Here is a 20,924-nt window from a genome sequence, read left to right on the forward strand (position 1 = left end):
AAGCAGCGTTCCCGACATGGGAGTTGACCGCTTTCGTCGTGTTCTGGCGGGCCGCCCGAAAAGGGCGAGCCACTGCGCAGAGCCTTGGATTATAGCCCAAGCCAGCGCCGCAGACGATCCACCCCCTGCCCCAGCCTGGCCACGTCCTGGCTGGCAAAACACCAGCGCAGCCAGCCCTGGGCTTCGGGCGCCGGGTTGACCATGAAGGCATTGCCTGGCGCCAGGCCCAGCCCGGCCTCGACCACCAGCCGCTTGGCCGTGGCCAGCGAGTCATTGAACCCCGCCTGCCCCTCCAGCCTGAAAAAGGCATACATCCCGCCCTTGGCCGGCGCCACCTGCACGCCGGGCACAGCCTGCAGCAGGGGAACCAGCGTGTCGCGGCAGGTTTTCAGGTGCGCCACCACGCGGGGCGTGATGTCCGCCGTGCGCTCGATCGCCACCAGCCCGGCCCGCTGGATAAATACCGGAGCGCAGGAGGTATTGAACTCCACCAGCTTGCCCATGTGCGGCGTCATGGCAGGCGGCATCACCAGCCAGCCCAGGCGCCAGCCTGTCATGAGAAAGCTCTTCGAAAAGCTGTGGACGACGACGAGACGGTCCTCCGGGGCGGCAATATCCAGAAAGCTGGGGGCACAACCGTTCGGTGTGGCTTCGAAATACAGCCGCTCATAGACCTCGTCGGCCAGAATCCAGGTGCCGGTACGCCGGCAGTGCGCCAGAAGCGCCTCCTGCTCGGCGCGCGTCAGCGTCCAGCCGGTCGGGTTGTTGGGGGCATTCACGATCAGCAGCTTGGTTGCGGGCGTGATGGCCGCCAGCAGTTCCGCCATGTCGAGCTGCCATTGCCCCGCTACCGGCTTGAGGCTGACGCACTTCACACGGGCGCCCAGGATGGCCGGTTGCGCCGTCAGGTTGGGCCAGACCGGCGTCACGGCCACCACCTCGTCGCCGGCATCCACCAGCGCCTGCACGGCCAGCATGAGCGCATTCACGCCGCCCGACGTGACGGCGATGCGCTCAACACCTATGGGAGCGGCGCCCGGGCAGCGCAGCGCGGTGGCGTAGCGGGCAATGGCTTCCCGCAACTCGGGCAGGCCCAGGTTGTGGGCGTAGAAAGTTTCGCCCTGCTGCAGCGAAGCCATCGCGGCGTCGCGGATGAAAGCGGGCGTGACCTCATCGCTCTCGCCAAACCAGAACTTGAGCACGTCGGTGCGGCCCATGCCGGCGTTAGCCACCTGGCGGATCATCGACTCTTCAAGATTCACTACTGCCTGTCTCATGCTTGCCCTTTAATTCAATGGATGGACCTGTTGCGCCGGCTCACCGGACGGGGGAACGGGGATGGGGGCGACTGGATCAGGGCCGCACCATCTTGCAGCTGTGCGGCTGCTCGGCCCGCTCGGGCGCGATGGTCTTGATAACACGAAAACCGTAACCCGACCCCTCGACGTCAAATTTGACACCGGGTGCGCCCTGCTTACCCATCATCGCCACCAACAGCGGCTGCTGGAACTGGTGGTCGGCCGCACGCATCGCGCCCTTGTGACCTGACACAGCCACGGCGGCCCGCTCAAGCTGTGCAGCCACGGCGCCCGACTCCGTCGAGCCAGCCCTTTCAAGACCCTGGGCAAACGCCTCCATCATCAGCTGCATGCGCATGTGCACATAGTCATCCTGCGGCCTGGGAAAGCGCTGGCGAAACGCCTGGTAGAAAATCTCGGACGCATCGCCGGGTTCGTTGGGAAACCAGTCCGCCACCGCAATCACCTTGCCCACGCCGGCATCGCCCAGCGCCGCCGGCACGCCCAGCGCATTGCCATAGAAGGTATAGAACTTGCCCTCATAACCCACTTCCTTCGCGGCCTTGATGAGCAGTGTCAGGTCATTGCCCCAGTTCCCGGTCAGCACCGCCTGCGCGCCGCTGGCCTTGATTTTCACGGCGTAAGGAATGAAGTCCTTCACCCGCCCCAGCGCATGCAACTCGTCCCCGACGATCTGCACATCGGGACGCTGCGCGCCAAGCTGCTTGCGGGCCTCACGCAGCACCGCCTGGCCAAAGCTGTAGTCCTGGCCGATCAGGTAGACGCTTTTGACCGCCTTGTCATCCTTGAGCACATCCATCAGGGCCGCCATGCGCATGTCGGCGTGGGCATCAAAACGGAAATGCCAGTAGCTGCACTTTTCGTTCGTCAGGATGGGATCGACCGCCGAATAGTTCAGGAACAGCACGCGCTTGCCCGGCTCACGCTCGTTGTGCTTGTTGATGGCATCAATCAGCGTTGCCGCTATGGCCGACGAATTGCCCTGCGCGATCACCGTCACGCCGTCATCGATGGCCGAACGCAACGCCGCCAGGGCCTCCTCGTTCTGCCCCTTGTTGTCGTAGCGCTCGACCGCCAGGTTGCGCGCACCGCCGGGCAGCTTGACGCCGCCGCGCGCATTGACGCGCTCGGTAGCCCAGACCAGGTTGCGGAACACCGCTTCACCGGTGTTGGCGAAGGGCCCGGAGAGGCTCTCGATGAGCGCGATCCGCACCGGCGGCTGGACAGCCGGCTGCGCCTGGGCGGCCAATGCAGTGCCCAGACATAGGGCCAGCGCGACGCGTCTCAAGAGTTTTTGCATGAATAAATACATCCCGGTTTTCGCTTGAATAAATCGTCCGTACACCTAATTGATGAGCATGCGGCAATCATGGTGAACGCCGCGCAGTGTAAGGGGAAACCTCCCCCCGTCGATCAAAGGAACCCGCATGTTTTACTCCGTCGCTACCCGTCCCGCCCGCAGCTTCCAGCGCAGCTACCCGCCCGTCGCCAGCAACGGCGCATTGGAGAAATTCCTCAATGACACCTTCTCGTCGCTGCCGGATGCAGGTGCGGCCAAAGCCGCCACCGTGGAAGACCTGGAGAAAAGCTATACGCTGCAGCTCGACGTTCCGGGCCTGGCCAAAGATCAGCTGGACATTGGCATTGAAGGCGATGTGGTGCGCGTGGCGAGCAAGGCTGAGGCCGCCCGCAGCGTCAAGGCGGCCTGGCGCTTTCCCCTTGAAATTGACGTTGCCAACAGCAGCGCAAAACTTGAAAACGGTGTGCTGACGCTGACGCTGGGCAAAAAAATCCCAGTCAGCAACGTCACCCGCCTCGACATACAGTAATCCCTGATCAGGACCGAGTATTCGCTGGAATGTTCGCCGGCGGTCCCCACGAGGGGCGGGAAGTTATGCCAGCCAGGGCCGCGGAACCGGCTTTGCCGGGCCGCAGGCGCAGCGGCCCCCTCGGGGGGCAGGGAGCTACGCGGAGCGAGCGACCGTGGGGGTCAAACTCCAGCGCGGCTTCACGTCAAAGGTGTAGCCGCGCTGCAGCGTTTCCAGGCCGGCCTGCAGGCGCATGCCGGCGGCCAGCGCGATCATCGCGCCGTTGTCCGTGCACAGGTGCAGCTCCGGGTAATGCACGCGGATGCCGCGTTGCTGGCAGGCCGCATTCAGCTGGCTGCGCAGCAGGGCATTGGCCCCCACGCCGCCCGCAACGACGAGTCGCTTCAGGCCGGTTTGCGCCATGGCGGCCAGCGATTTCTTGACCAGTACATCCACGATGGCCGCCTGGGTGGCCGCAGCCAGATCCGCTTTGCGGTTTTCCAGTTCAGGACCCAGTTTTTTGGCTTGGGTCAGCACCGCGGTTTTCAGCCCCGCGAACGAAAAATCGAGGTCTCCGCTGTGCAGCAAGGGTCGGGGCAATTTGAAGGCGGTGCCATCGCCCTGCCGTGCCAGGTCAGCCAGATGCGGCCCCCCGGGATAGGGCAAACCCATCAGCTTTGCCGACTTGTCAAAGGCCTCGCCCGCCGCGTCATCGATGGTTTCTCCCAGCAGCTCGTAACTGCCGACACGGTCCACCCGCATCAGTTGGGTGTGCCCGCCGGAAACCAGCAGGGCCACAAACGGAAACACCGGCGGATCGGCACTCAGGAACGGCGACAGCAAATGCCCCTCCAGATGGTGCACGCCCATCACCGGCTTGCCCAGCGCGGCCGCCAGGGCGCAGGCAACGCCGGCGCCCACCAGCAGTGCGCCAGCCAGCCCCGGCCCGCGCGTGTAAGCCACCACATCCACCTGCGCCAGCGACCGCCCGGCCTGCGCCATGACCTGGCGCGTCAAGGGCAGGACCCGCCGTATGTGGTCACGACTGGCCAGCTCGGGCACCACGCCGCCATACGCCTGGTGCATCTGGATCTGGCTGAACAAGGCATGCGAGAGCAGGCGCGGCACCTCGCTGCCGCCGGCATCCACCAGCGCCACACCCGTTTCATCGCAACTCGACTCAATTCCAAGGACTAGCATCGCCCCAAGTGTAAGGTTGAGCGCTTTCCCGGGCCTGGAGAAGGACCTTCCTGTCGCGAAAACGGGAACAGCCGGCCCGCAATCTGGCGCGAATCTTGCACGTCACAGGACATGTCATCGCCCCAATCCCTGCGTCTTGTTGTGATCGCGCCGGATTTGTCCACATCCGACGCAGCAGATGAGGTCGCCCTGGCGCTGATCGAACGCTCACGCCAGTTGCGTATTGGCTTGCTCGAAAACGGTTACAACATCGTGGCTGTGTTGCCGGCTGACGCCTTTCTCCACGAGCGGTTGGCCCAGCTGCAGCCTGACATGATCATTGTGGACGCCGAGAGCGAGGCCCGCGACTCACTGGAACATGTGGTCATGGCCACCCGCGACGAGCGGCGCCCCATTGTGCTGTTCACCAACGACAACGACACCACACATGTGAAAGACGCCGTGGCTGCGGGCGTGTCCGCCTATATCGTGGCGGGCCTCTCACCCGACCGGATACGCCCCATTCTGGACGTCGCCATGGCGCGTTTTGAATACGAACAGAACCTCAGGCGCGAGTTGGCACATGCCAAAACCGAGCTGCAGGACCGCAAGGTCATCGACCGGGCGAAAGGAATATTGATGCAGCGCCAGGGTCTTTCCGAGCAGGCAGCCTATGAAAAGCTGCGTAAAGCCGCGATGGATAAGGGCCTGCGCCTTGGCGAAGTGGCGCAGCGCATGCTGGACCTGGCCGAGCTGCTGGGCTGACGCGCAGCCAACCCCAAATGGTGCAGCGCACAAATTAGGTGCGGACCCGTAAAAATGCACCACACACCCTTTCAGCACCCTCCTGCGCTACCAATAACGTAGCGCCCAATGCCGAATTTCAAAGGACCATAGAGGCTTTCCTGTTCTCACTTGAAAACCTTGCACAGCACCCAGAAGCTGGCACAGGTTTTGCTTATTCTTGATCACTGGTCGATGATGACCAGGGTCCAACCGCTTCAACGGCGAAGTGTGTTGAACCCCCAGAACAAAGGCGTTCGTACCCCGCATTCACGTTTCCGACGTGATGCCCGGGTCGAGCGCCTTTTTTGTTTTCCGAATGTTGTTTTTGCTTTTTTATTTTTATTTTCTGGAGACGCTGACATGACTGAACTGCTGAAATCTTCATTGACACGCCGCACGGTTCTTCAGGCCGCCGCAGTAGGTGCCGTCGGCATCAACCCGGCACTGCGCGCCGCCGTGTATGCCCAGGGTTCCGACGCCCCGGAAAAGAAGGAAGTGAAGATCGGCTTCATCCCGCTGACCGATTGCGCCTCGGTGGTCATGGCCTCGGTACTGGGCATTGACCAGAAATACGGCGTCAAGATCATTCCCACCAAGGAAGCCAGCTGGGCCGGCGTGCGTGACAAGCTGGTCAACGGCGAGCTCGACTTCGCCCACGTGCTCTACGGCCTGATTTACGGCGTGCACATGGGCACGGCCGGCCCCAAGAAGGACATGGCCGTTCTGATGACCCTCAACAACAACGGCCAGGCCATCACACTGTCCAAAAAGCTGGCAGACAAGGGTGCCGTCGACGGTGCGGGCCTGGCCAAGCTGATGGCCAGCGAAAAACGCGAGTACACCTTCGCCCAGACCTTCCCCACCGGCACGCACGCCATGTGGCTGTACTACTGGCTGGCCGCCAACGGCATCAATCCGATGAAGGATGCCAAAGTCATCACCGTGCCGCCGCCGCAGATGGTCGCGAACATGCGCGTGGGCAATATGGACGGCTTTTGCGTGGGCGAACCCTGGGGCCACCGCGCCATCATGGACGGCATCGGCATCACCGCCGTGACGACGCAGGACATCTGGAAAGATCACCCTGAAAAAGTGCTGGGCACCACGGCAGAGTTCACCAAAAAATACCCCAACACCACACGGGCTGTGACGGCCGCGATCATCGAAGCCGGCAAATGGATTGACGCCAGCCTGACCAACAAAAACAAGATGGCCGAGACCGTAGCCGACAAGGCCTACGTCAACACCAGCGTGGACGCCATCAACCAGCGCATTTTGGGCCGCTACCAGAATGGCATGGGCAAGACCTGGGATGACCCGAACTACATGAAGTTTTTCAATGACGGCGCGGTCAACTTCCCCTACCTCTCCGACGGCATGTGGTTCCTCACGCAGCACAAGCGCTGGGGTCTGATCAAGGACCACCCCGACTACCTGGCCGTGGCCAAACAGATCAACCAGATCGACATCTACAAGCAGGCCGCAGCGGCGGCCAAGGTCAGCGTTCCGAAAGACGTGATGCGCACCAGCAAGCTGATCGACGGCACGGTATGGGACGGCAAGGATCCGAAAAAGTACGCCGATGGCTTCAAGGTCCGCGCCTGAAATAGCCGCCGAGCATTCATCAATATCCCACCAAAGGACGTGACACCATGGTCAGTGCCGTATTCCACAATCCGCTGGACGCCGCAGCAGCGCCAGCCGCTCGAAGCAGCGAACGCAGTGCTGCCAATTCAATAGCAGCCACCGCGCACAAACCCGGGGCGCCAGCCCTCAATGACATGAAGAATCCAGCCCCATCCGCCACCGCGGTCCCAGTGGCCGCAGCCGCACCTGCCGCGTCCCGGCAGCCATGGGACTCTTCCTTTCTCTGGCTCGCCATCCTGCCACCCCTGCTGGGCCTGGGCCTGCTGGTGTTGGTGTGGGAGCTGGTCTCCGTGGGCACTGGCGCCAGCATTCCCTCGCCCAGGGACACCTTCACGCAGGCCGTGCAGGTGTTCAGCGACCCCTTCTACAACAAGGGACCGAATGACCAGGGCGTGGGCTGGAACGTGCTGTCGTCGCTCAAACGCGTGGCCATGGGCTTCGGCATGGCGGCCATCGTCGGCATTCCGGTCGGCTTCATGATTGGCCGCTTCGACTTTTTGAGCCGCATGTTCAACCCGCTGATCAGCCTGCTGCGCCCCGTCTCGCCGCTGGCCTGGCTGCCGATCGGCCTGCTGGTGTTCAAGGGCGCCAACCCGGCCGCCATCTGGACCATCTTCATCTGCTCGATCTGGCCCATGATCATCAACACCGCCGTGGGCGTGCAGCGCGTGCCCCAGGACTACATGAACGTGGCGCGGGTGCTCAACCTGTCGGAGTGGAAGATCGTCAGCAAGATCCTCTTTCCTGCCGTGCTGCCCTACATGCTGACCGGTGTGCGCCTGGCCGTCGGCACCGCCTGGCTGGTGATCGTGGCAGCCGAAATGCTGACCGGTGGCGTCGGCATCGGCTTCTGGGTCTGGGACGAGTGGAACAACCTGAACGTCAAGAACATCATCATCGCGATTTTCGTGATCGGCATTGTGGGGCTGGTGCTGGAGTTTGCGCTGATCAAGCTCGCCACGGCCTTCACGTTCGAAGAAGTGAAGAACTGATAACCCCCAAACAACCGAGGATGACGACCATGAGCACATCTTTCACCACCAAGTACATCGAAATCCAGGGCGTCGAGCAGACCTTCAAGACCAAGAAAGGTCCGTTTTGCGCGCTGCAGAATATCAACCTCACGGTCGCCCGCGGTGAATTCGTCGCGCTGATCGGCCATTCCGGTTGCGGCAAGTCCACCCTGCTCAACCTGATTGCCGGCCTGACCACACCCACCCAGGGCAGCCTGCTCTGCGCCAACCGCGAAATTTCGGGGCCGGGCCCCGAACGCGCCGTGGTGTTTCAAAACCATTCCCTGCTGCCCTGGCTCACCTGCTTTGAGAACGTCTACCTCGCTGTGGAACGCGTCTTTGCAGAAACAGAAAGCAAGGCGCAGCTCAAGGCCCGCACCGATGCGGCGCTGGCCATGGTGGGTTTGACCCCGGCCGCACAGAAGCGCCCCGGCGAAATCTCCGGCGGCATGAAGCAGCGCGTGGGCATTGCGCGCGCACTGTCGATGGAGCCCAAGGTGCTGCTGCTCGACGAGCCCTTCGGCGCCCTGGATGCCCTGACCCGCGCGAAGCTGCAGGACGAGCTGCTGCAAATTGTTGCCAGCACCCAAAGCACGGTGGTGATGGTGACCCACGATGTGGACGAAGCCGTGCTGCTGAGCGACCGCATCGTGATGATGACCAATGGCCCGTCCGCCACCATTGGTGAAGTTCTTGCCGTCGAACTGCCCAGACCGCGTAACCGCGTGGCACTGGCGGAAAGCGCGCAGTACCTGCAGTACCGCAAGGCAGTGATTGATTTTCTTTACACCCGCCAGGCTCATGTAGAGAAAGCGGCCTGAAAAAAGAGAGCCGGGCCAAAACGAACTGATCGCCCCGCAATTCCCGCCAAGAAGGATTTCCCCATGTCTGCCGTTTTACCTGCCCCAGCATCCAGGAGGGCCGCCGCACTGCAAAGTCGGTCGCTCAACACACGGCGAACACGCTCCGGCGGCCTTGCTTCGCTCGGCAAATACCGGGAAATCATCATCGCGGTGGCTCTGTTTTTGCTGTTCGACCTGGGTGTTCTGGTCCTGAACTTTTACACATCCTTCCAGATCGCCGAGGACGCCCTGGGCGTCAACCTGTCCGGTCGCCAGCGCATGCTGTCGCAGCGCACGGCCAAGGCCCTGCTGGCAACGGATGCCGCGCGCGCCAAGGGTTTTCCGGCCGAGAAGGAAATCGAGGAACTCAAGAACGCCGTGCGGCTATTCGACGTGTCTCTGAAGGGCTTCCAGTCTGGCGGCACGGTGCCGGGCGGCGACGGCAAACCGGTGGTTCTGCACGCCGCCCACGGCGCCAAGGCGGTCGAGATCCTGAAAAAGGCGCAGGACATCTGGACCCCCTACCAGGAAAGACTGGCACCGGTACTCGCGGGAACAGCCAGCGAACCCGAACTGCAGGCCGCGGTGGAATACGCCAAGGCCAACAACCTCAAGCTGCTGGGCCTGATGAACGAATTGACCACGGCGCTGGAGGCGGTGGCATCGGACCGCGCCACCACGCTGCGCATGGTGCAGACCGGCGGCATTGTGCTGGCGCTGCTCAACTTTGCCTTCATCCTGTTCAAGTTCCTGCGCCGCCTCAATACCTCGGATGCCGCCATCGAGGCCGCCAACGAAGAGAATCGCGAGATTCTTGTCAGCGTGCGCGAAGGCCTGTTCCTGCTCACGCCCGACAACCGCCTGGGCTCGCAACTGTCCCGGTCGGCCCACGAACTGTTCGGCCGGTCGCTCTTACCCGGGCAGAACTTCTTTGAACTGCTGTCGACCCTGGTGTCGGAGAAGGCGCTCAACGATGCGCGGGACTATGTCCAGCTGCTGTTCTCGCCGCACGTCAAGGAGCAGCTGGTCCAGGGCATCAACCCGCTGGCAGAAGTGGAGCTCACGGTGCGCAACCGCTTGGGCCAGGACACCACCCGATACCTGTCTTTTCACTTCAACCGGGTGCAGGAAGACGACACGGTTCACCACCTGCTGGTGACCGTGCAGGACATCACGGAGAAAGTGGAACTGCAAGCCAGGCTGGCCGGCGAGCGTCAACGCTCGCAAAAAGAGCTGTCCATGATGCTCAAGGCCTTTGAAACCGATCCGGCCATGATGCGGGCGTTTGTCGAACGGGCCGAAGCCTCGCTGCTGGAGGTCAATGACCTGCTGCGCAGCACGTCATCCGCAGCGTCCGAAATACAGGTGCTCAAGGCCGTGGACGGTGCTTACCGCCGCATCCACGCCATCAAGGGTGATGCGGCCTCCCTGGGCCTGGAAATTCTGGCCACGCTGGCCCACCAGTTCGAAAATGAACTGCAAAAGCTCAAAGACAGCGGCGCCGCCACCGGCGACGCGTTGCTGGCCCTGCCCTTGCCGCTGGAGGACCTGCTGAACAAGGTTGCCTCGTTCAAGGCATTGGGCCGGAGAAAAGCCGGTGGCGAGACCCAGTCGACGGAGGGCTCAGCGCAGGCGCTGAACGCCACGCTGACGAAACTGGCCACCGATGTGGGTAACGACTGCGGCAAACGCATCAACGCCACGGTGCGCATGAGCAGCGCCCTGGACATGGCGGCCGACAAGATCGACCTGGTGCGCGAAATCGCCATCCAGCTGGTGCGCAATGCCGTGGTGCATGGCGTCGAACCCCCCTCCAGCCGGCTGGCATCGCAAAAACCCGCTGAAGGACAAATTGAGGTCAACCTCACCCGCGGTGAAAACAGCCAGTGGCAGCTCAGTGTTCGCGACGACGGCGTCGGCCTCAATGCGGCCCAGGTACGCCAGCGCCTGCTGGAGCTGAACTGGTATAGCGCCGAACAGCTGCAAGGATTCAGCGACAAGCAGGTCATCGCGCACATCTTCAAGCCCGGCTTCTCCACGGCCCTGGCCACGTCCCGGCATGCCGGCCGCGGCGTCGGCCTGGATCTGGTGCAGGCGAATGTGCAAAACCTGGGCGCACGCCTGCTGCTGTCGAGCACGCCAGGCCAGCACACCGAATTCAAGATCAGTTTTGCGGCGTAGAAATATGGCCCCCACGCTTTTCACTTCGTGTAATGCGCTGCCCCCCGGGGGGGCTGCTGCGCCTGCGGTCTGGCAAAGCCAGTCCCGCGGCCCCTGCTTGATCTGGATTGAAGTCCCTAAGGGGCTGTGCTTGCTCGGGGCGGCCCGGCGCGGCGCACTGTGGCCCCCACAGAAAAACCACAAAGAGGAGTAGCACCATGCGACTGTTAATCGTTGACGACTCCAACATGATCCGGACCCGCATCTCGCGGGTGGTCCAGAACGGCGGCCTCAAGGGCGTTGTGCTCGCAGGCCTTGCCAAGAATGGCGTGGAGGCTGTGCGCATTGCCAAGGCCACGCATCCCGAGGTGGTCACCATGGACCTGACCATGCCCGAAATGGACGGCATCGAATGCATTCAGGCCCTGCTGAAGTTCGATCCGAAGATCAACATTCTGGTGGTCAGCGCACTGAGCGACAAATCAACCGCGATCCAGGCGCTCAAGCTGGGTGCGCGCGGCTTTGTTGCCAAACCTTTTACCGACGAAGAGCTGCAAATTGCATTGCTTGACGTTGCCGATGCCCGCTAAGGAGAGCTTTGTGGCCACGCTCAACGAAACCGACCTCAAACTGTTCATTGACTCCATCAGGCATTACCTGAAAGTCACCACCCGGCAAGAACCCCAGATCACCTCGGCCTTTCTCGGGACGGGGGATGTTGAAGGCTTTGAATTCAACGGCCTCGTCACTTTTTCAGGCAGCCACAATGGCCATGTCATCGTGTCGATGCCGGCCAAACTGGTGCGCGAAATTTTGCTGCTGCAGCACGAGACCGACCTGAGCGACAGCAACCTGCTGGACGCTGTCGGCGAAATCGCCAACACACTGGCCGGCAATGCCCGCAAGGCCCTGGGACCGGAACTCCAGATATCGGTTCCGATCAAGCTGCACGGCGTGCAAGGCATCAAAGCCAGGGTGCGCAAGCATCCGTACGTGATCACCCTGAGCTGGAACCACTACGAGGCCCTGGTGTCCGTGGACATGGAACGCAGGCACTGAAAAACACTAAACACCCCCACGCTTGCCGCTTGTGAGCTGCGCTGGCCTCGCTGGCCGCGCCCACATGCACGCAATATGTGCAACGCACCAAAAGAAACCGGCGATCAGCGCTGAACTGCTCCGCAAGGGTGCGCCGCTCGCGCCCCAAGTTGGCACGACTTTTGCACTAACTTTGTGAATTTTTATTTCAATTCACAGAGGATTTGCACCATGGCGGGATTCCGCACCTTTCTCAAATCGGGCCATGCTCCGACCTTGTTCGCCGCCTTCCTGTACTTCGATTTCTGCTTTGCGGTCTGGGTATTGAATGGGGCCATGGCGCCGTTCATCAGCGAGACCTTTCATCTGACGGCGGCGCAGAAGGGCTTCATGATTTCGGTGCCCATTCTGGCGGGCGCCCTCATGCGCTTTCCGCTGGGCATTCTGGCGCAATACATCGGCCGCAAAAATGCTGCGCTGGTCGAAATGGGCATGATTATTCTGGCGCTGGCCTACGGCTACTTCTTCATCAGCGCGTACGACCATGTGCTAGCCATGGGCGTGCTGCTGGGCATCGCCGGCGCGAGCTTCGGCGTGGCGCTGTCGCTGGGTTCGGGCTGGTTCCCGCCCAAGTACAAGGGCCTGGCCATGGGCATTGCCGGCGCCGGCAACTCCGGCACCGTGCTAGCCGTGCTGTTCGCACCGCCACTGGCCATGGTCTATGGCTGGCAGACGGTTTACGGCCTGGCGGCCTTCTTCATGCTGATCCCGATGGTGGTAATGGTCGTCTTCGCGAAAGAGCCGCCCGACATCGAGCACCAGACCTTCCGCCAGCACATCGCCTGCCTGTTCGAGAAGGACGGCTGGGCGTTCAGCCTGATCTACATCATCACTTTCGGCGGCTTCATCGGCCTGGCCAGCTTCCTGCCCACCTACTTCTACGACCAGTTCGGCGTCACCAAGGTGCAGGCAGGCCAGCTCACCATGCTGGCAGCACTCATGGGCTCAGCCGTGCGCGTGGTCGGCGGCTACATCTCTGACCGCGTGGGCGGCATCAACACCCTGAGCGGCGTGCTGGTGGTGGTCGCCTTCACCCTGGTGCTGTGCGGCCTGGCCGGCAATTCGCTCACCGTCACCACCCTGCTCTTCATGGTCTGCTTTGCAGCGCTCGGTGCCGGCAACGGCGCGCTGTTCCAGCTGGTGCCGCTGCGCTGGCCGCTGGCCACGGCGGTGGCGGGCTCCATGATTGGCGAGGTGGGCGCTCTTGGGGGCGGCTTCATTCCCAACGCCATGGGCCTGAGCAAGCAGTACACCAATACCTACCTCTGGGGCTTTGTGGCTTTCGCCATCCTGGCCGTCGTCATGCTGGTGATGCTGCGGGTGATGCAAATCCGCTGGACCCGGACCTGGGCTGAAAAGGGAGGTCGCGCGCGGAGCGCGTGATCAGCGCAGCCGATACGGCGCGCAGCGCCGAGCCTCCCTTTCAGTGGAGACCAACTTTGCTTCGGCAAAGTTAAGCGAAGCGTGTCGGAACTAAAAGCGAGGTCGCGCGGAGCGCGCGTGGCGCCTGACCTGTGCTGCGAATGTCTAAAGATCGTGGGTTCGTTATATGTACGACCGGGCCGGGACTCGCCTTGGCGGGCTACCCCCCCGGCCTCAATCCTCCGCAAGTCCCCTACACGATCAATTCAGTAGCTATCCGCACCCATCCTACAGGGACAAACAGCTGAAACTCCAAAGAAGAACGCTACCTTGGCAAAAACAGCAACCAGTAAACCAGCAAAAGATTGAATAGCACACTGACCCCCAACGCCAACTTCCATAAGGCCGCGGGATCGCGCTGGATCAAAGGCGTAGCCGGCGGCGCCGTTAGCGGCCGTGAGGCGCCCCGCTCCAGCGCCAGCAGCAGTTCCTCGGCCGTTTCAAATCGCTGGCGCTTGTCGCGCGCCACGGCCTTCAACACGACATGATCCAGCCAGATCGGCACCTCGGGGTTGTGGCGGCTTGGCGGGATCGGGTCGTGGTAATAGCGCCCTGCCTGGTAGGGCAGCACCTCACCGTACGGCAGCTTGCCGGTCAGCAGCTGGTACAGCGTCACGCCGAGCGCGAACAGGTCGCTTTGCGCATCGGGCAGCTCTTGCGCGATGTCGCCGCCAGCGCCGCCGGGCTTGACCCCAAAGCCCCATTGCTCGGGATTGATGTAGCTGGGTGTGCCTGCATGCAGCTGGCGCATGGCCTCGGGCTCGCGGCCCGTCAGGGCAACCCCCAGATCAAGCACCCGAAGAATGCCGTCCTCACCCTGGTGCAGGTTGGCGGGCTTGATGTCACGGTGGATCACGCTCTGGCGGTGCAGGCGGCCCAAGGCTTTCGCAGCCTGGGTGGCCACCGTCAGGACCTGTGGCAGGTTGAAGGCATGCTTGCGGTCGAGTTGCTGCTGAAGTGTTTCACCGGCATGCCAGTCGTAGAGCAGGTAAAAAGCGCTGGCTACCTCGACGCCCGGCGGATGGTCATGCAGGTTGACCAGATGGTCGGCCGCGCGGGACGACTGCATGCGCTTGGCCAGCCAGGCTTCGTGGGCCAGCATGGCGCGCTCCTCGGGATCCTGCGCCCGTGCGGGGTGCAGCGTCTTGATCGCATAGAGTTTCTGGCTCGCGACATCCCGTACCTGATAGAGCAAGTTGACGCCGTTGTCTGCAACGACGGCGGTCACGGACAGGCCATCCAGCAGGCTGCCGACCTTGAGCCGCCGCGGCACCGGCAAGGCCAGCGCCTGGCGGTTTTCATCCTGCAGGTTCGCATCGAGCAAGCCCAGCACGCGCACCACCAGGGCGGTGACGTTATCCGTCGTGCCTGCGGCCATCGCGGCATCGACCAGCCGCTGGCTGAGGGTTTTCGCGTCAACCCCGGTGTCTCCGGCACGCCCGGGAATACTGGCGGGCAGGACCAGAGCATCGAGCCGCTTGCCCGACAGTACGTTGTGCACCCCATCCGACAGCAGCACGAAAATATCGCCCACCTGCAGGTCACCCTGGGAGTAGTCCACCACCAGGCGGTCTTCCGCGCCCACGCAGCGCAGCAGCTGATGCCGGAAATCCGGGTGATCGACCACATGGTCGCTGGTGAGCTGCATCAGATGCCCGGCACGCAGCAGGTACGCGCGGGTGTCGCCGACATGGGCCAGTGAATACGACTGCCCCCGCAACACCACTGCCGTCAGGGTGGTCAGGCCGATCGCCGGATGCCTGCGCCGGTTCAGACCCGCCAGCCAGGCGTTCTGCGCGCCAATGATCCGGTCCAACGCCACCGTGGTTTCCCAGGTTTCAGGCGTACCGTAGTAATCGCGTACCAGGCTGGTGACGGTGGTTTGTGCCGCCTCCTTACCCATGCCGCCGGTGCTCACACCGTCGGCAATCGCGACGATGGACCCCATGCCCTCCCGGCCGGGCTCCGGCAGCATGGCCGCGCAGAAGTCCTCGTTGCTGTCTTTGCGGCCCGCAAGCGTTGCGAAGCCAATGTCCAGGTCAAATGCCATGCACCAACATAAGCAAGTCCCATGCCCGAATTTGGTGCACTGCAATATAAAACATGCCCGTTACCCCACCAACATCTGCATGCTGCGCTCGTAATGCACCGACAGCCTCTCGAAGATACCCAGCAATTCCTCGCTGGCCACCGCCAGGCGCTCCAGGCGCTCGAGCAGTTCCGGGGCACCCTGCCCAACGGGTGCGGCACCGGCCAGCATGTGCTCCCAGCACGCGGCGGCAGCGTCCAACGAGGTGCGGATGTCCCCGCTGGTGAGGGGGATTTCGTTCAGGTATTTGAGTGCCTGCTCGAAGGCCGCCCGGGATTCGGCCATGCCCTCGGTGTAGCGTGGCGTGGCAGCCTTGCCACCCATCGCCTCCAGCAAGGCGTATTTTGCGAAACGCTGGCTCAACATGCGCTGGCGGCCCGCCAGGTTGAGGACCTGCAACGGAGGCATGGCACCCGCGTTCTCCAGGCTGCTGGTCAGCCGCTCGGCTTCGTGCAGCAACTGCTCGGCCAGTTCGTCGAGCGGGCCCATGTGACGCGCCTGGGGCTCGTCCTGCAAGGCCTGCTTCAGCTGCGCCCAGGTCCGGCCTACCTGCTCCAGCAGGTCCCCAAAGGTAGGCTGGGACAGGCTTTTGCCGAGAGCCACAATATTTGCGTCAATGCGCAGGACGGACTCCTTCAGGTGCTGTTTGGCCTGCGCGACCTGCACCCCCGCCAATTGCTGCAGGGCCAGCTTCACCAGCCGCTGCGACAGCATGCGTAACTGCCCCGAACGGTTGACGTCTTCCGCGAAGCGGGCCGAATGGATGATGTGCTGCGACACCTGGCCCAGGCGCTGGTTGGTGTGCATGGAAGCGGTGCGCAGCATCTGGAACGCATCATCGTCCGAGACCTGGCGCGCGCGCATCAGGATGCCCTTGGCTCGGTCCACCACCTTGCGCTCTTCCAGGCGGCGCGACACTTCAAACATTTCCGCCCGCAGAGCCTGCTCGCGGCTGAAGCGGGCCTGCGCCAGATGAATGAGCGAGCGCAGGCGCTGCGGGCCATAGCCATTGATGACGTAGGCATGAACGCCCGCAGCCACGGCCCGGGTGATCTTCTCGGCGTCCCCATCGCTGGTAAACACGATCACCGGGCGCGACGAGGTCTCGCCAATGACCTGCAGGGCCCTGAACAATTCCTCATCCGGCAGAGGGTCATAGCAAATCACCACATCTGGTGCGTGCCGCAGTGCCTCCTGCACCAGTTTGCTGCACTCCCCAACGCAGCCAAGGACCTGTATTCCGGCGGCCTCAAGGTCAGAAGCCAGCGGATGCGCACCCGGCGGGCCGTTCAAATGTACCAATGCGGAAGTCATAAAAATCAATGGGTTAAGAGGGAATATGAAGAAAACACAGCCTGTGCGACGCCCACGTCGCGCCTCCTGAAAGTCGCCCCGCCGACGACATGCACCTTCCGGGCCGGGGATATGGCACAGATTTTGCACTAACTGCTGCGGGCGTAACGGAGCGCCCGACCTTCGCGAAAGCACTGCGGGTTCTGCGCATAACGACGTGCGTATTGATGTGCCTCATACCGGTTTTACCGCCGGTTCCCTGTTTGACAGGAGAGAGCATCATGGTTCCTACCTCATTTTTCCAATATCGACCAGGCGGCCAGGCCACGGGCCCTGCTGCGCGACTGACCGCCACGCCGGCCCTCGTGGGCAGCCGCGGGAGCGCCGCCTTGTCACTGCTTGCCTCTGCGCTGCCGGCACTGCGTCGCGGCCAGTTTGGCATGCCGTTTGCACTTACAACATTGAATCTGAATCCACTGGAGTGACCCCATGAAAAAATCGAAACTGGTAATGGTCGGCAACGGCATGGCGGGGGTTCGCACCATCGAGGAATTGCTCAAGATCGCACCCGAGCTGTACGACATCACCGTCTTCGGTGCCGAACCACACCCCAACTACAACCGCATTTTGCTCAGCCCCGTGCTGGCCGGGGAGCAGACGCTCGACGAGATCGTGCTCAACAGCTGGGACTGGTACAAGGACAACCACATCACGCTGCACGCCGGCAAGAAGGTCGTTGAAGTCGACCGCGTCCGCCGCGTCGTGCGCGCCGAGGACGGCACCGAAGAAGAATACGACCGATTGCTGATGTGCACCGGCTCCAACCCCTTCATCCTGCCGGTGCCCGGCAAAGACCTGCAGGGCGTGATTGCCTACCGCGACATTGCCGATACCAACGCCATGATTGAGGCGGCGCAGAAGTACAAAAAGGCCGTGGTGATCGGTGGCGGCCTGCTGGGCCTGGAAGCAGCCAACGGCCTGATGCTGCGCGGCATGGAGGTCACCGTGGTGCACGTCATGCCCTGGCTGATGGAGCGCCAGCTCGACGATGTGGCGGGCAAACTGCTGCAAAAGTCGCTGGAAGACCGCGGCCTCAAGTTCCTGATCGGCGCGCAAACCCAGGAACTGACCGGCGGCGCCGATGGCCGTGTCAAGTCCATCAAGTTCAAGGACGGCAGCGAGCTCGACACCGATCTCGTGGTGATGGCCGTGGGCATCCGCCCCAACACCGAGCTGGCCGAAAAGATGCGCCTGCACTGCAACCGCGGCATCGTCGTCAACGACACCATGCAGACCGTGACCGATGCCCGCATCTATTCCGTCGGCGAGTGCGCTGCGCACCGCGGCATCGCCTACGGCCTGGTGGCGCCGCTGTTCGAGCAGGCCAAGGTAGCCGCCAATCACCTGGCGCAATTCGGTATTGGCCGCTATACCGGCTCCCTGACGTCCACCAAGCTCAAGGTCACCGGCATTGACCTGTTCAGCGCCGGCGAATTCATGGGCGGCGAGGGCACCGAGGAGATCGTGATGAGCGACCCCTTCGGCGGGGTTTACAAGAAACTGGTCATCAAGGGCGACAAGCTGATTGGCGCCTGCCTGTACGGCGACACCGTCGACGGCAGCTATTACTTCAAGCTGCTGCGCGATGGGCGCAGCGTCAGCGACATCCGCGACAAGCTGATGTTTGGCGAATCCAATATCGGCGACACCGGCCACGAAGGCCACAGCAAGGCAGCCGCCATGCCCGATGACGCCGAGGTCTGCGGCTGCAACGGTGTCACCAAAGGAACCATCTGCAAGGCTATCAAGGAAAAAGGCCTGTTCACACTCGACGAAGTGCGCAAGCACACCAAGGCCAGCGCTTCGTGCGGCTCCTGCACCGGCCTGGTCGAGCAGCTCCTGATGTTCACGGCCGGTGGCGACTACTCGGCCACCCCCAAGAAAAAGGCCGTGTGCGGCTGCACCGACCACAGCCATCAGGAGGTGCGCGACACCATCAAGTCGCTGCACCTTCTGACCATCGCTGACGTTTACAAGACCATGGAGTGGCGCACGCCCAACGGCTGCGCGTCCTGCCGCCCCGCCATCAACTACTACCTGATCAGCACCTGGCCCAAGGAGGCCAAGGATGACCCGCAAAGCCGCTACATCAACGAACGCAGCCACGCCAACATACAGCGGGACGGCACCTACAGCGTGATCCCGCGCATGTGGGGCGGCCACACCACGCCGAACGACCTGCGTCGCATCGCCGACGTGGCCGACAAGTACCAGATTCCCACCGTCAAGGTGACGGGCGGCCAGCGCATCGACCTGCTGGGCGTGAAGAAGGAAGACCTGCAGAGCGTCTGGCAGGACCTCGGCATGCCCAGTGGCCTGGCCTATGCCAAGGCGACGCGCACGGTGAAGACCTGCGTGGGCAGCGAATGGTGCCGCTTCGGCACGCAGGACTCTACGCAGATGGGCAAGGACCTGGAGCACGCGCTCTGGGCCATGTATGCACCGCACAAGGTCAAGCTGGCGGTCAGCGGCTGTCCGCGCAACTGCGCCGAATCCGGCATCAAGGACGTGGGCGTGATCGGCGTGGACTCCGGCTGGGAGATCTACGTGGGCGGCAACGGCGGCATCAAGACCGAGGTGGCGGAATTCCTGGTGAAGGTCAAGACCTCCAGCGAGGTGATGGAATACGCCGGCGCCTTCCTGCAGCTCTACCGTGAGGAAGGCTGGTACCTGGAGCGTACGGTGCACTACCTGCACCGTGTCGGTCTCGACTACGTCAAGAAGAAGATTCTGGACGACGCCGAAGGCCGCAAGGCCCTATGGGAGCGCCTGCAATTCAGCCTCGACGGAGCACCCGACCCCTGGCTCGAGACCAGCAAGGCAGCCGTGGACACACGCCAGTTCGAGAAGTTGCCGGCCTGAGCGCAGCACGGACGCACAACGGAGTACTCCTCATGAAGCGAAGAATTTTTATTGTGTCGGCGGCGTTGTTTGGCCTGACGGCTCACTCGCAAGTGGCTGACATGAACGATGCCATCAACAAGGCAGGCCGGCAGCGGATGCTGTCGCAGCGGATGAGCAAGGCCTACCTGGCCCTGGTGCAGCAGGTGGAGCCGGGCACCGCCCAGCAGGTACTGGACCGCTCGGTCGCGCTGTTCGACCGCCAACTGGTCGAACTCAAGGCCTTCGCGCCCAGTGCCAGCATTCGGGACACCTACGGCAAGCTCGACGTGTCCTGGAACGAATTCAAGGGCACGCTGGTCGGCACGGCGCCGAGCAGGGAACTGGTACCCAAGGTGATGCAGATGGATGCGAACCTGCTCATGCTGGCCAACCAGGGCACACAACAGTACGAGCAGGCCTCCGGAAAATCGGTAGGCAAGCTGGTCAACATTGCCGGGCGTCAGCGCATGCTGTCGCAGCGCATGGCCAAGTTCTACCTGGCCAACGCCCTGCAGGTCGACCCCAAGGGCAGCATGGCCGAGATCGCCAAGGCGCGCTCGGAATTCCTGGCGGCCCTGGAGACTTTGCGCAACGCGCCCGAGGCAACCTCGAAGATCAAGGAAGAACTGGCCCTGGCCGATGCGCAATGGGTCTTTTTCGACCAGGGCCTGCAGCGGCTCGACGGCATGCGGTCCTCACCAAAACTGATGTCTGATGTGTTTGTGACCAGCGAAAATCTGCTGAGCGTCATGGACCGCGTCACCAGCCTGTACACCAACCTCAAAACATAAAGAGTGGTCGCCATGAGTGAATGGAAAAAAATCTGTCTGGTCAATGACATCCCGGTGCTGGGCTCGCGTCGCGTGGCGCGTGCAAAAGGCATGGATGTGGCCGTGTTTCGCAATGACGAAGACGTCGTGTTCGCCCTGCTGGACCGTTGCCCGCACAAGGGCGGCCCGTTGAGCCAGGGCATCGTGTTCGGCACCAGCGTGGCCTGCCCGCTGCACAACTGGACGATCGGCCTGGCCGACGGCTGCGCCAGGGCACCGGATGTCGGCTGCACCCAGAAATTCAGCGTCCATGTCGCGGATGGTGTGGTGCACCTGGACGCCACCGAACTGGCAACATTGGCCCTGGAGCAGCAGGCCGTCGTGGCCGGTCCCGCCAGCAAAGTGCTTGCCGGCGCATGATTGTTGATGTGAATGCCAAAGAAGCCCGGTCGACCTGCCCCTGCCGCGATAGTGCCGCTGCCGTGGCCGATCGCCTGGCGACAAGCTTGAAACACCTCCGTAGGGGCGATGCATGATGCGTGAAACACGTTCGAC

General features: G+C 62.7%; 18 protein-coding genes. 13 read left to right on the forward strand and 5 right to left on the reverse strand.

The window, feature by feature from the left end; genetic code table 11:
• Positions 1-89: 89 nt before the first annotated feature.
• Together BPRO_RS16305 and BPRO_RS16310 are read right to left on the reverse strand one after the other, a co-directional pair.
• Positions 90-1,277: a pyridoxal phosphate-dependent aminotransferase gene (locus tag BPRO_RS16305; protein ID WP_011484171.1), complete on the reverse strand. Its 1,188-nt coding sequence runs from the start codon at positions 1,275-1,277 to the stop codon at positions 90-92.
• 76 nt (positions 1,278-1,353) lie between these two features.
• Entirely contained in the window at positions 1,354-2,619 is a 1,266-nt protein-coding gene (locus BPRO_RS16310) for a branched-chain amino acid ABC transporter substrate-binding protein (protein WP_011484172.1), read from the reverse strand.
• A gap of 127 nt (positions 2,620-2,746) precedes the next feature.
• On the opposite strand from BPRO_RS16310, the gene BPRO_RS16315 reads away from it, so the two are divergent.
• Complete coding sequence (locus BPRO_RS16315; protein ID WP_011484173.1) at positions 2,747-3,148, forward strand: Hsp20/alpha crystallin family protein; 402 nt, start codon at positions 2,747-2,749, stop codon at positions 3,146-3,148.
• Positions 3,149-3,283: 135 nt separating this feature from the next.
• Here BPRO_RS16315 and tsaD read toward each other — a convergent pair whose 3' ends face one another.
• Positions 3,284-4,327 (reverse strand): tRNA (adenosine(37)-N6)-threonylcarbamoyltransferase complex transferase subunit TsaD, encoded by a 1,044-nt coding sequence (tsaD, locus tag BPRO_RS16320; RefSeq protein ID WP_011484174.1) that lies wholly within the window; start codon positions 4,325-4,327, stop codon positions 3,284-3,286.
• A 111-nt stretch (positions 4,328-4,438) separates the two neighbouring features.
• Between tsaD and BPRO_RS16325 the strand changes: the two genes are divergently transcribed.
• The 8 genes from BPRO_RS16325 to BPRO_RS16360 all read left to right on the forward strand — a co-directional run bounded on the left by BPRO_RS16325 (position 4,439) and on the right by BPRO_RS16360 (position 13,235).
• A complete protein-coding gene (locus BPRO_RS16325; RefSeq protein ID WP_011484175.1) occupies positions 4,439-5,071 on the forward strand; it encodes an ANTAR domain-containing response regulator in 633 nt (210 codons plus the stop codon).
• Positions 5,072-5,452: 381 nt separating this feature from the next.
• Complete coding sequence (locus BPRO_RS16330) at positions 5,453-6,697, forward strand: CmpA/NrtA family ABC transporter substrate-binding protein (protein WP_011484176.1); 1,245 nt, start codon at positions 5,453-5,455, stop codon at positions 6,695-6,697.
• 47 nt (positions 6,698-6,744) lie between these two features.
• Complete coding sequence (ntrB, locus tag BPRO_RS16335) at positions 6,745-7,731, forward strand: nitrate ABC transporter permease (RefSeq protein ID WP_011484177.1); 987 nt, start codon at positions 6,745-6,747, stop codon at positions 7,729-7,731.
• A gap of 29 nt (positions 7,732-7,760) precedes the next feature.
• On the forward strand, positions 7,761-8,573 hold the full coding sequence (locus BPRO_RS16340; protein WP_011484178.1) for an ABC transporter ATP-binding protein: 813 nt from the start codon (positions 7,761-7,763) through the stop codon (positions 8,571-8,573).
• A 63-nt stretch (positions 8,574-8,636) separates the two neighbouring features.
• On the forward strand, positions 8,637-10,775 hold the full coding sequence (locus BPRO_RS16345; protein WP_011484179.1) for an ATP-binding protein: 2,139 nt from the start codon (positions 8,637-8,639) through the stop codon (positions 10,773-10,775).
• A 197-nt stretch (positions 10,776-10,972) separates the two neighbouring features.
• Complete coding sequence (locus tag BPRO_RS16350; RefSeq protein WP_011484180.1) at positions 10,973-11,344, forward strand: response regulator; 372 nt, start codon at positions 10,973-10,975, stop codon at positions 11,342-11,344.
• Positions 11,345-11,354: 10 nt separating this feature from the next.
• Positions 11,355-11,813 carry a chemotaxis protein CheX gene (locus BPRO_RS16355; RefSeq protein ID WP_157045813.1) on the forward strand — a complete coding sequence of 153 codons (459 nt, stop codon included), beginning with the start codon at positions 11,355-11,357 and terminating at the stop codon, positions 11,811-11,813.
• Between the two features lie 210 nt (positions 11,814-12,023).
• The gene (locus BPRO_RS16360; protein WP_011484182.1) at positions 12,024-13,235 is read left to right on the forward strand and encodes an MFS transporter; all 1,212 of its coding nucleotides are present in this window, start codon (positions 12,024-12,026) and stop codon (positions 13,233-13,235) included.
• A gap of 304 nt (positions 13,236-13,539) precedes the next feature.
• Here BPRO_RS16360 and BPRO_RS16365 read toward each other — a convergent pair whose 3' ends face one another.
• Together BPRO_RS16365 and BPRO_RS16370 are read right to left on the reverse strand one after the other, a co-directional pair.
• The gene (locus tag BPRO_RS16365; protein WP_011484183.1) at positions 13,540-15,324 is read right to left on the reverse strand and encodes a bifunctional protein-serine/threonine kinase/phosphatase; all 1,785 of its coding nucleotides are present in this window, start codon (positions 15,322-15,324) and stop codon (positions 13,540-13,542) included.
• Between the two features lie 60 nt (positions 15,325-15,384).
• Positions 15,385-16,677, reverse strand: a complete 1,293-nt coding sequence (locus tag BPRO_RS16370; RefSeq protein WP_011484184.1) for a type IV pili methyl-accepting chemotaxis transducer N-terminal domain-containing protein — start codon at positions 16,675-16,677, stop codon at positions 15,385-15,387.
• A gap of 260 nt (positions 16,678-16,937) precedes the next feature.
• Here BPRO_RS16370 and BPRO_RS16375 point away from each other — a divergent pair, with 260 nt between their 5' ends.
• Genes BPRO_RS16375 through nirD form a run of 4 tightly spaced genes read left to right on the forward strand, consistent with a single transcriptional unit; the run spans position 16,938 to position 20,789 of the window.
• The gene (locus tag BPRO_RS16375; RefSeq protein ID WP_041388886.1) at positions 16,938-17,141 is read left to right on the forward strand and encodes a hypothetical protein; all 204 of its coding nucleotides are present in this window, start codon (positions 16,938-16,940) and stop codon (positions 17,139-17,141) included.
• Between the two features lie 4 nt (positions 17,142-17,145).
• Positions 17,146-19,578 (forward strand): nitrite reductase large subunit NirB, encoded by a 2,433-nt coding sequence (nirB, locus tag BPRO_RS16380; protein WP_011484185.1) that lies wholly within the window; start codon positions 17,146-17,148, stop codon positions 19,576-19,578.
• Positions 19,579-19,610: 32 nt separating this feature from the next.
• Positions 19,611-20,390, forward strand: coding sequence for a type IV pili methyl-accepting chemotaxis transducer N-terminal domain-containing protein (locus tag BPRO_RS16385; RefSeq protein WP_011484186.1), 780 nt, complete (start codon positions 19,611-19,613; stop codon positions 20,388-20,390).
• A gap of 12 nt (positions 20,391-20,402) precedes the next feature.
• A complete protein-coding gene (gene nirD / locus BPRO_RS16390; RefSeq protein ID WP_011484187.1) occupies positions 20,403-20,789 on the forward strand; it encodes a nitrite reductase small subunit NirD in 387 nt (128 codons plus the stop codon).
• Positions 20,790-20,924 lie beyond the last annotated feature (135 nt).

Source organism: Polaromonas sp. JS666 (assembly GCF_000013865.1).
GTDB lineage: Bacteria > Pseudomonadota > Gammaproteobacteria > Burkholderiales > Burkholderiaceae_C > Polaromonas.

Coding starts and splice junctions, on each gene's coding strand:
- BPRO_RS16305 (WP_011484171.1), bottom strand. CDS start 1,277: ATGAGACAGGCAGTAGTGAATCTTGAAGAGTCGATGATCCGCCAGGTG.
- BPRO_RS16310 (WP_011484172.1), bottom strand. CDS start 2,619: ATGCAAAAACTCTTGAGACGCGTCGCGCTGGCCCTATGTCTGGGCACT.
- BPRO_RS16315 (WP_011484173.1), top strand. CDS start 2,747: ATGTTTTACTCCGTCGCTACCCGTCCCGCCCGCAGCTTCCAGCGCAGC.
- tsaD (WP_011484174.1), bottom strand. CDS start 4,327: ATGCTAGTCCTTGGAATTGAGTCGAGTTGCGATGAAACGGGTGTGGCG.
- BPRO_RS16325 (WP_011484175.1), top strand. CDS start 4,439: ATGTCATCGCCCCAATCCCTGCGTCTTGTTGTGATCGCGCCGGATTTG.
- BPRO_RS16330 (WP_011484176.1), top strand. CDS start 5,453: ATGACTGAACTGCTGAAATCTTCATTGACACGCCGCACGGTTCTTCAG.
- ntrB (WP_011484177.1), top strand. CDS start 6,745: ATGGTCAGTGCCGTATTCCACAATCCGCTGGACGCCGCAGCAGCGCCA.
- BPRO_RS16340 (WP_011484178.1), top strand. CDS start 7,761: ATGAGCACATCTTTCACCACCAAGTACATCGAAATCCAGGGCGTCGAG.
- BPRO_RS16345 (WP_011484179.1), top strand. CDS start 8,637: ATGTCTGCCGTTTTACCTGCCCCAGCATCCAGGAGGGCCGCCGCACTG.
- BPRO_RS16350 (WP_011484180.1), top strand. CDS start 10,973: ATGCGACTGTTAATCGTTGACGACTCCAACATGATCCGGACCCGCATC.
- BPRO_RS16360 (WP_011484182.1), top strand. CDS start 12,024: ATGGCGGGATTCCGCACCTTTCTCAAATCGGGCCATGCTCCGACCTTG.
- BPRO_RS16365 (WP_011484183.1), bottom strand. CDS start 15,324: ATGGCATTTGACCTGGACATTGGCTTCGCAACGCTTGCGGGCCGCAAA.
- BPRO_RS16370 (WP_011484184.1), bottom strand. CDS start 16,677: ATGACTTCCGCATTGGTACATTTGAACGGCCCGCCGGGTGCGCATCCG.
- BPRO_RS16375 (WP_041388886.1), top strand. CDS start 16,938: ATGGTTCCTACCTCATTTTTCCAATATCGACCAGGCGGCCAGGCCACG.
- nirB (WP_011484185.1), top strand. CDS start 17,146: ATGAAAAAATCGAAACTGGTAATGGTCGGCAACGGCATGGCGGGGGTT.
- BPRO_RS16385 (WP_011484186.1), top strand. CDS start 19,611: ATGAAGCGAAGAATTTTTATTGTGTCGGCGGCGTTGTTTGGCCTGACG.
- nirD (WP_011484187.1), top strand. CDS start 20,403: ATGAGTGAATGGAAAAAAATCTGTCTGGTCAATGACATCCCGGTGCTG.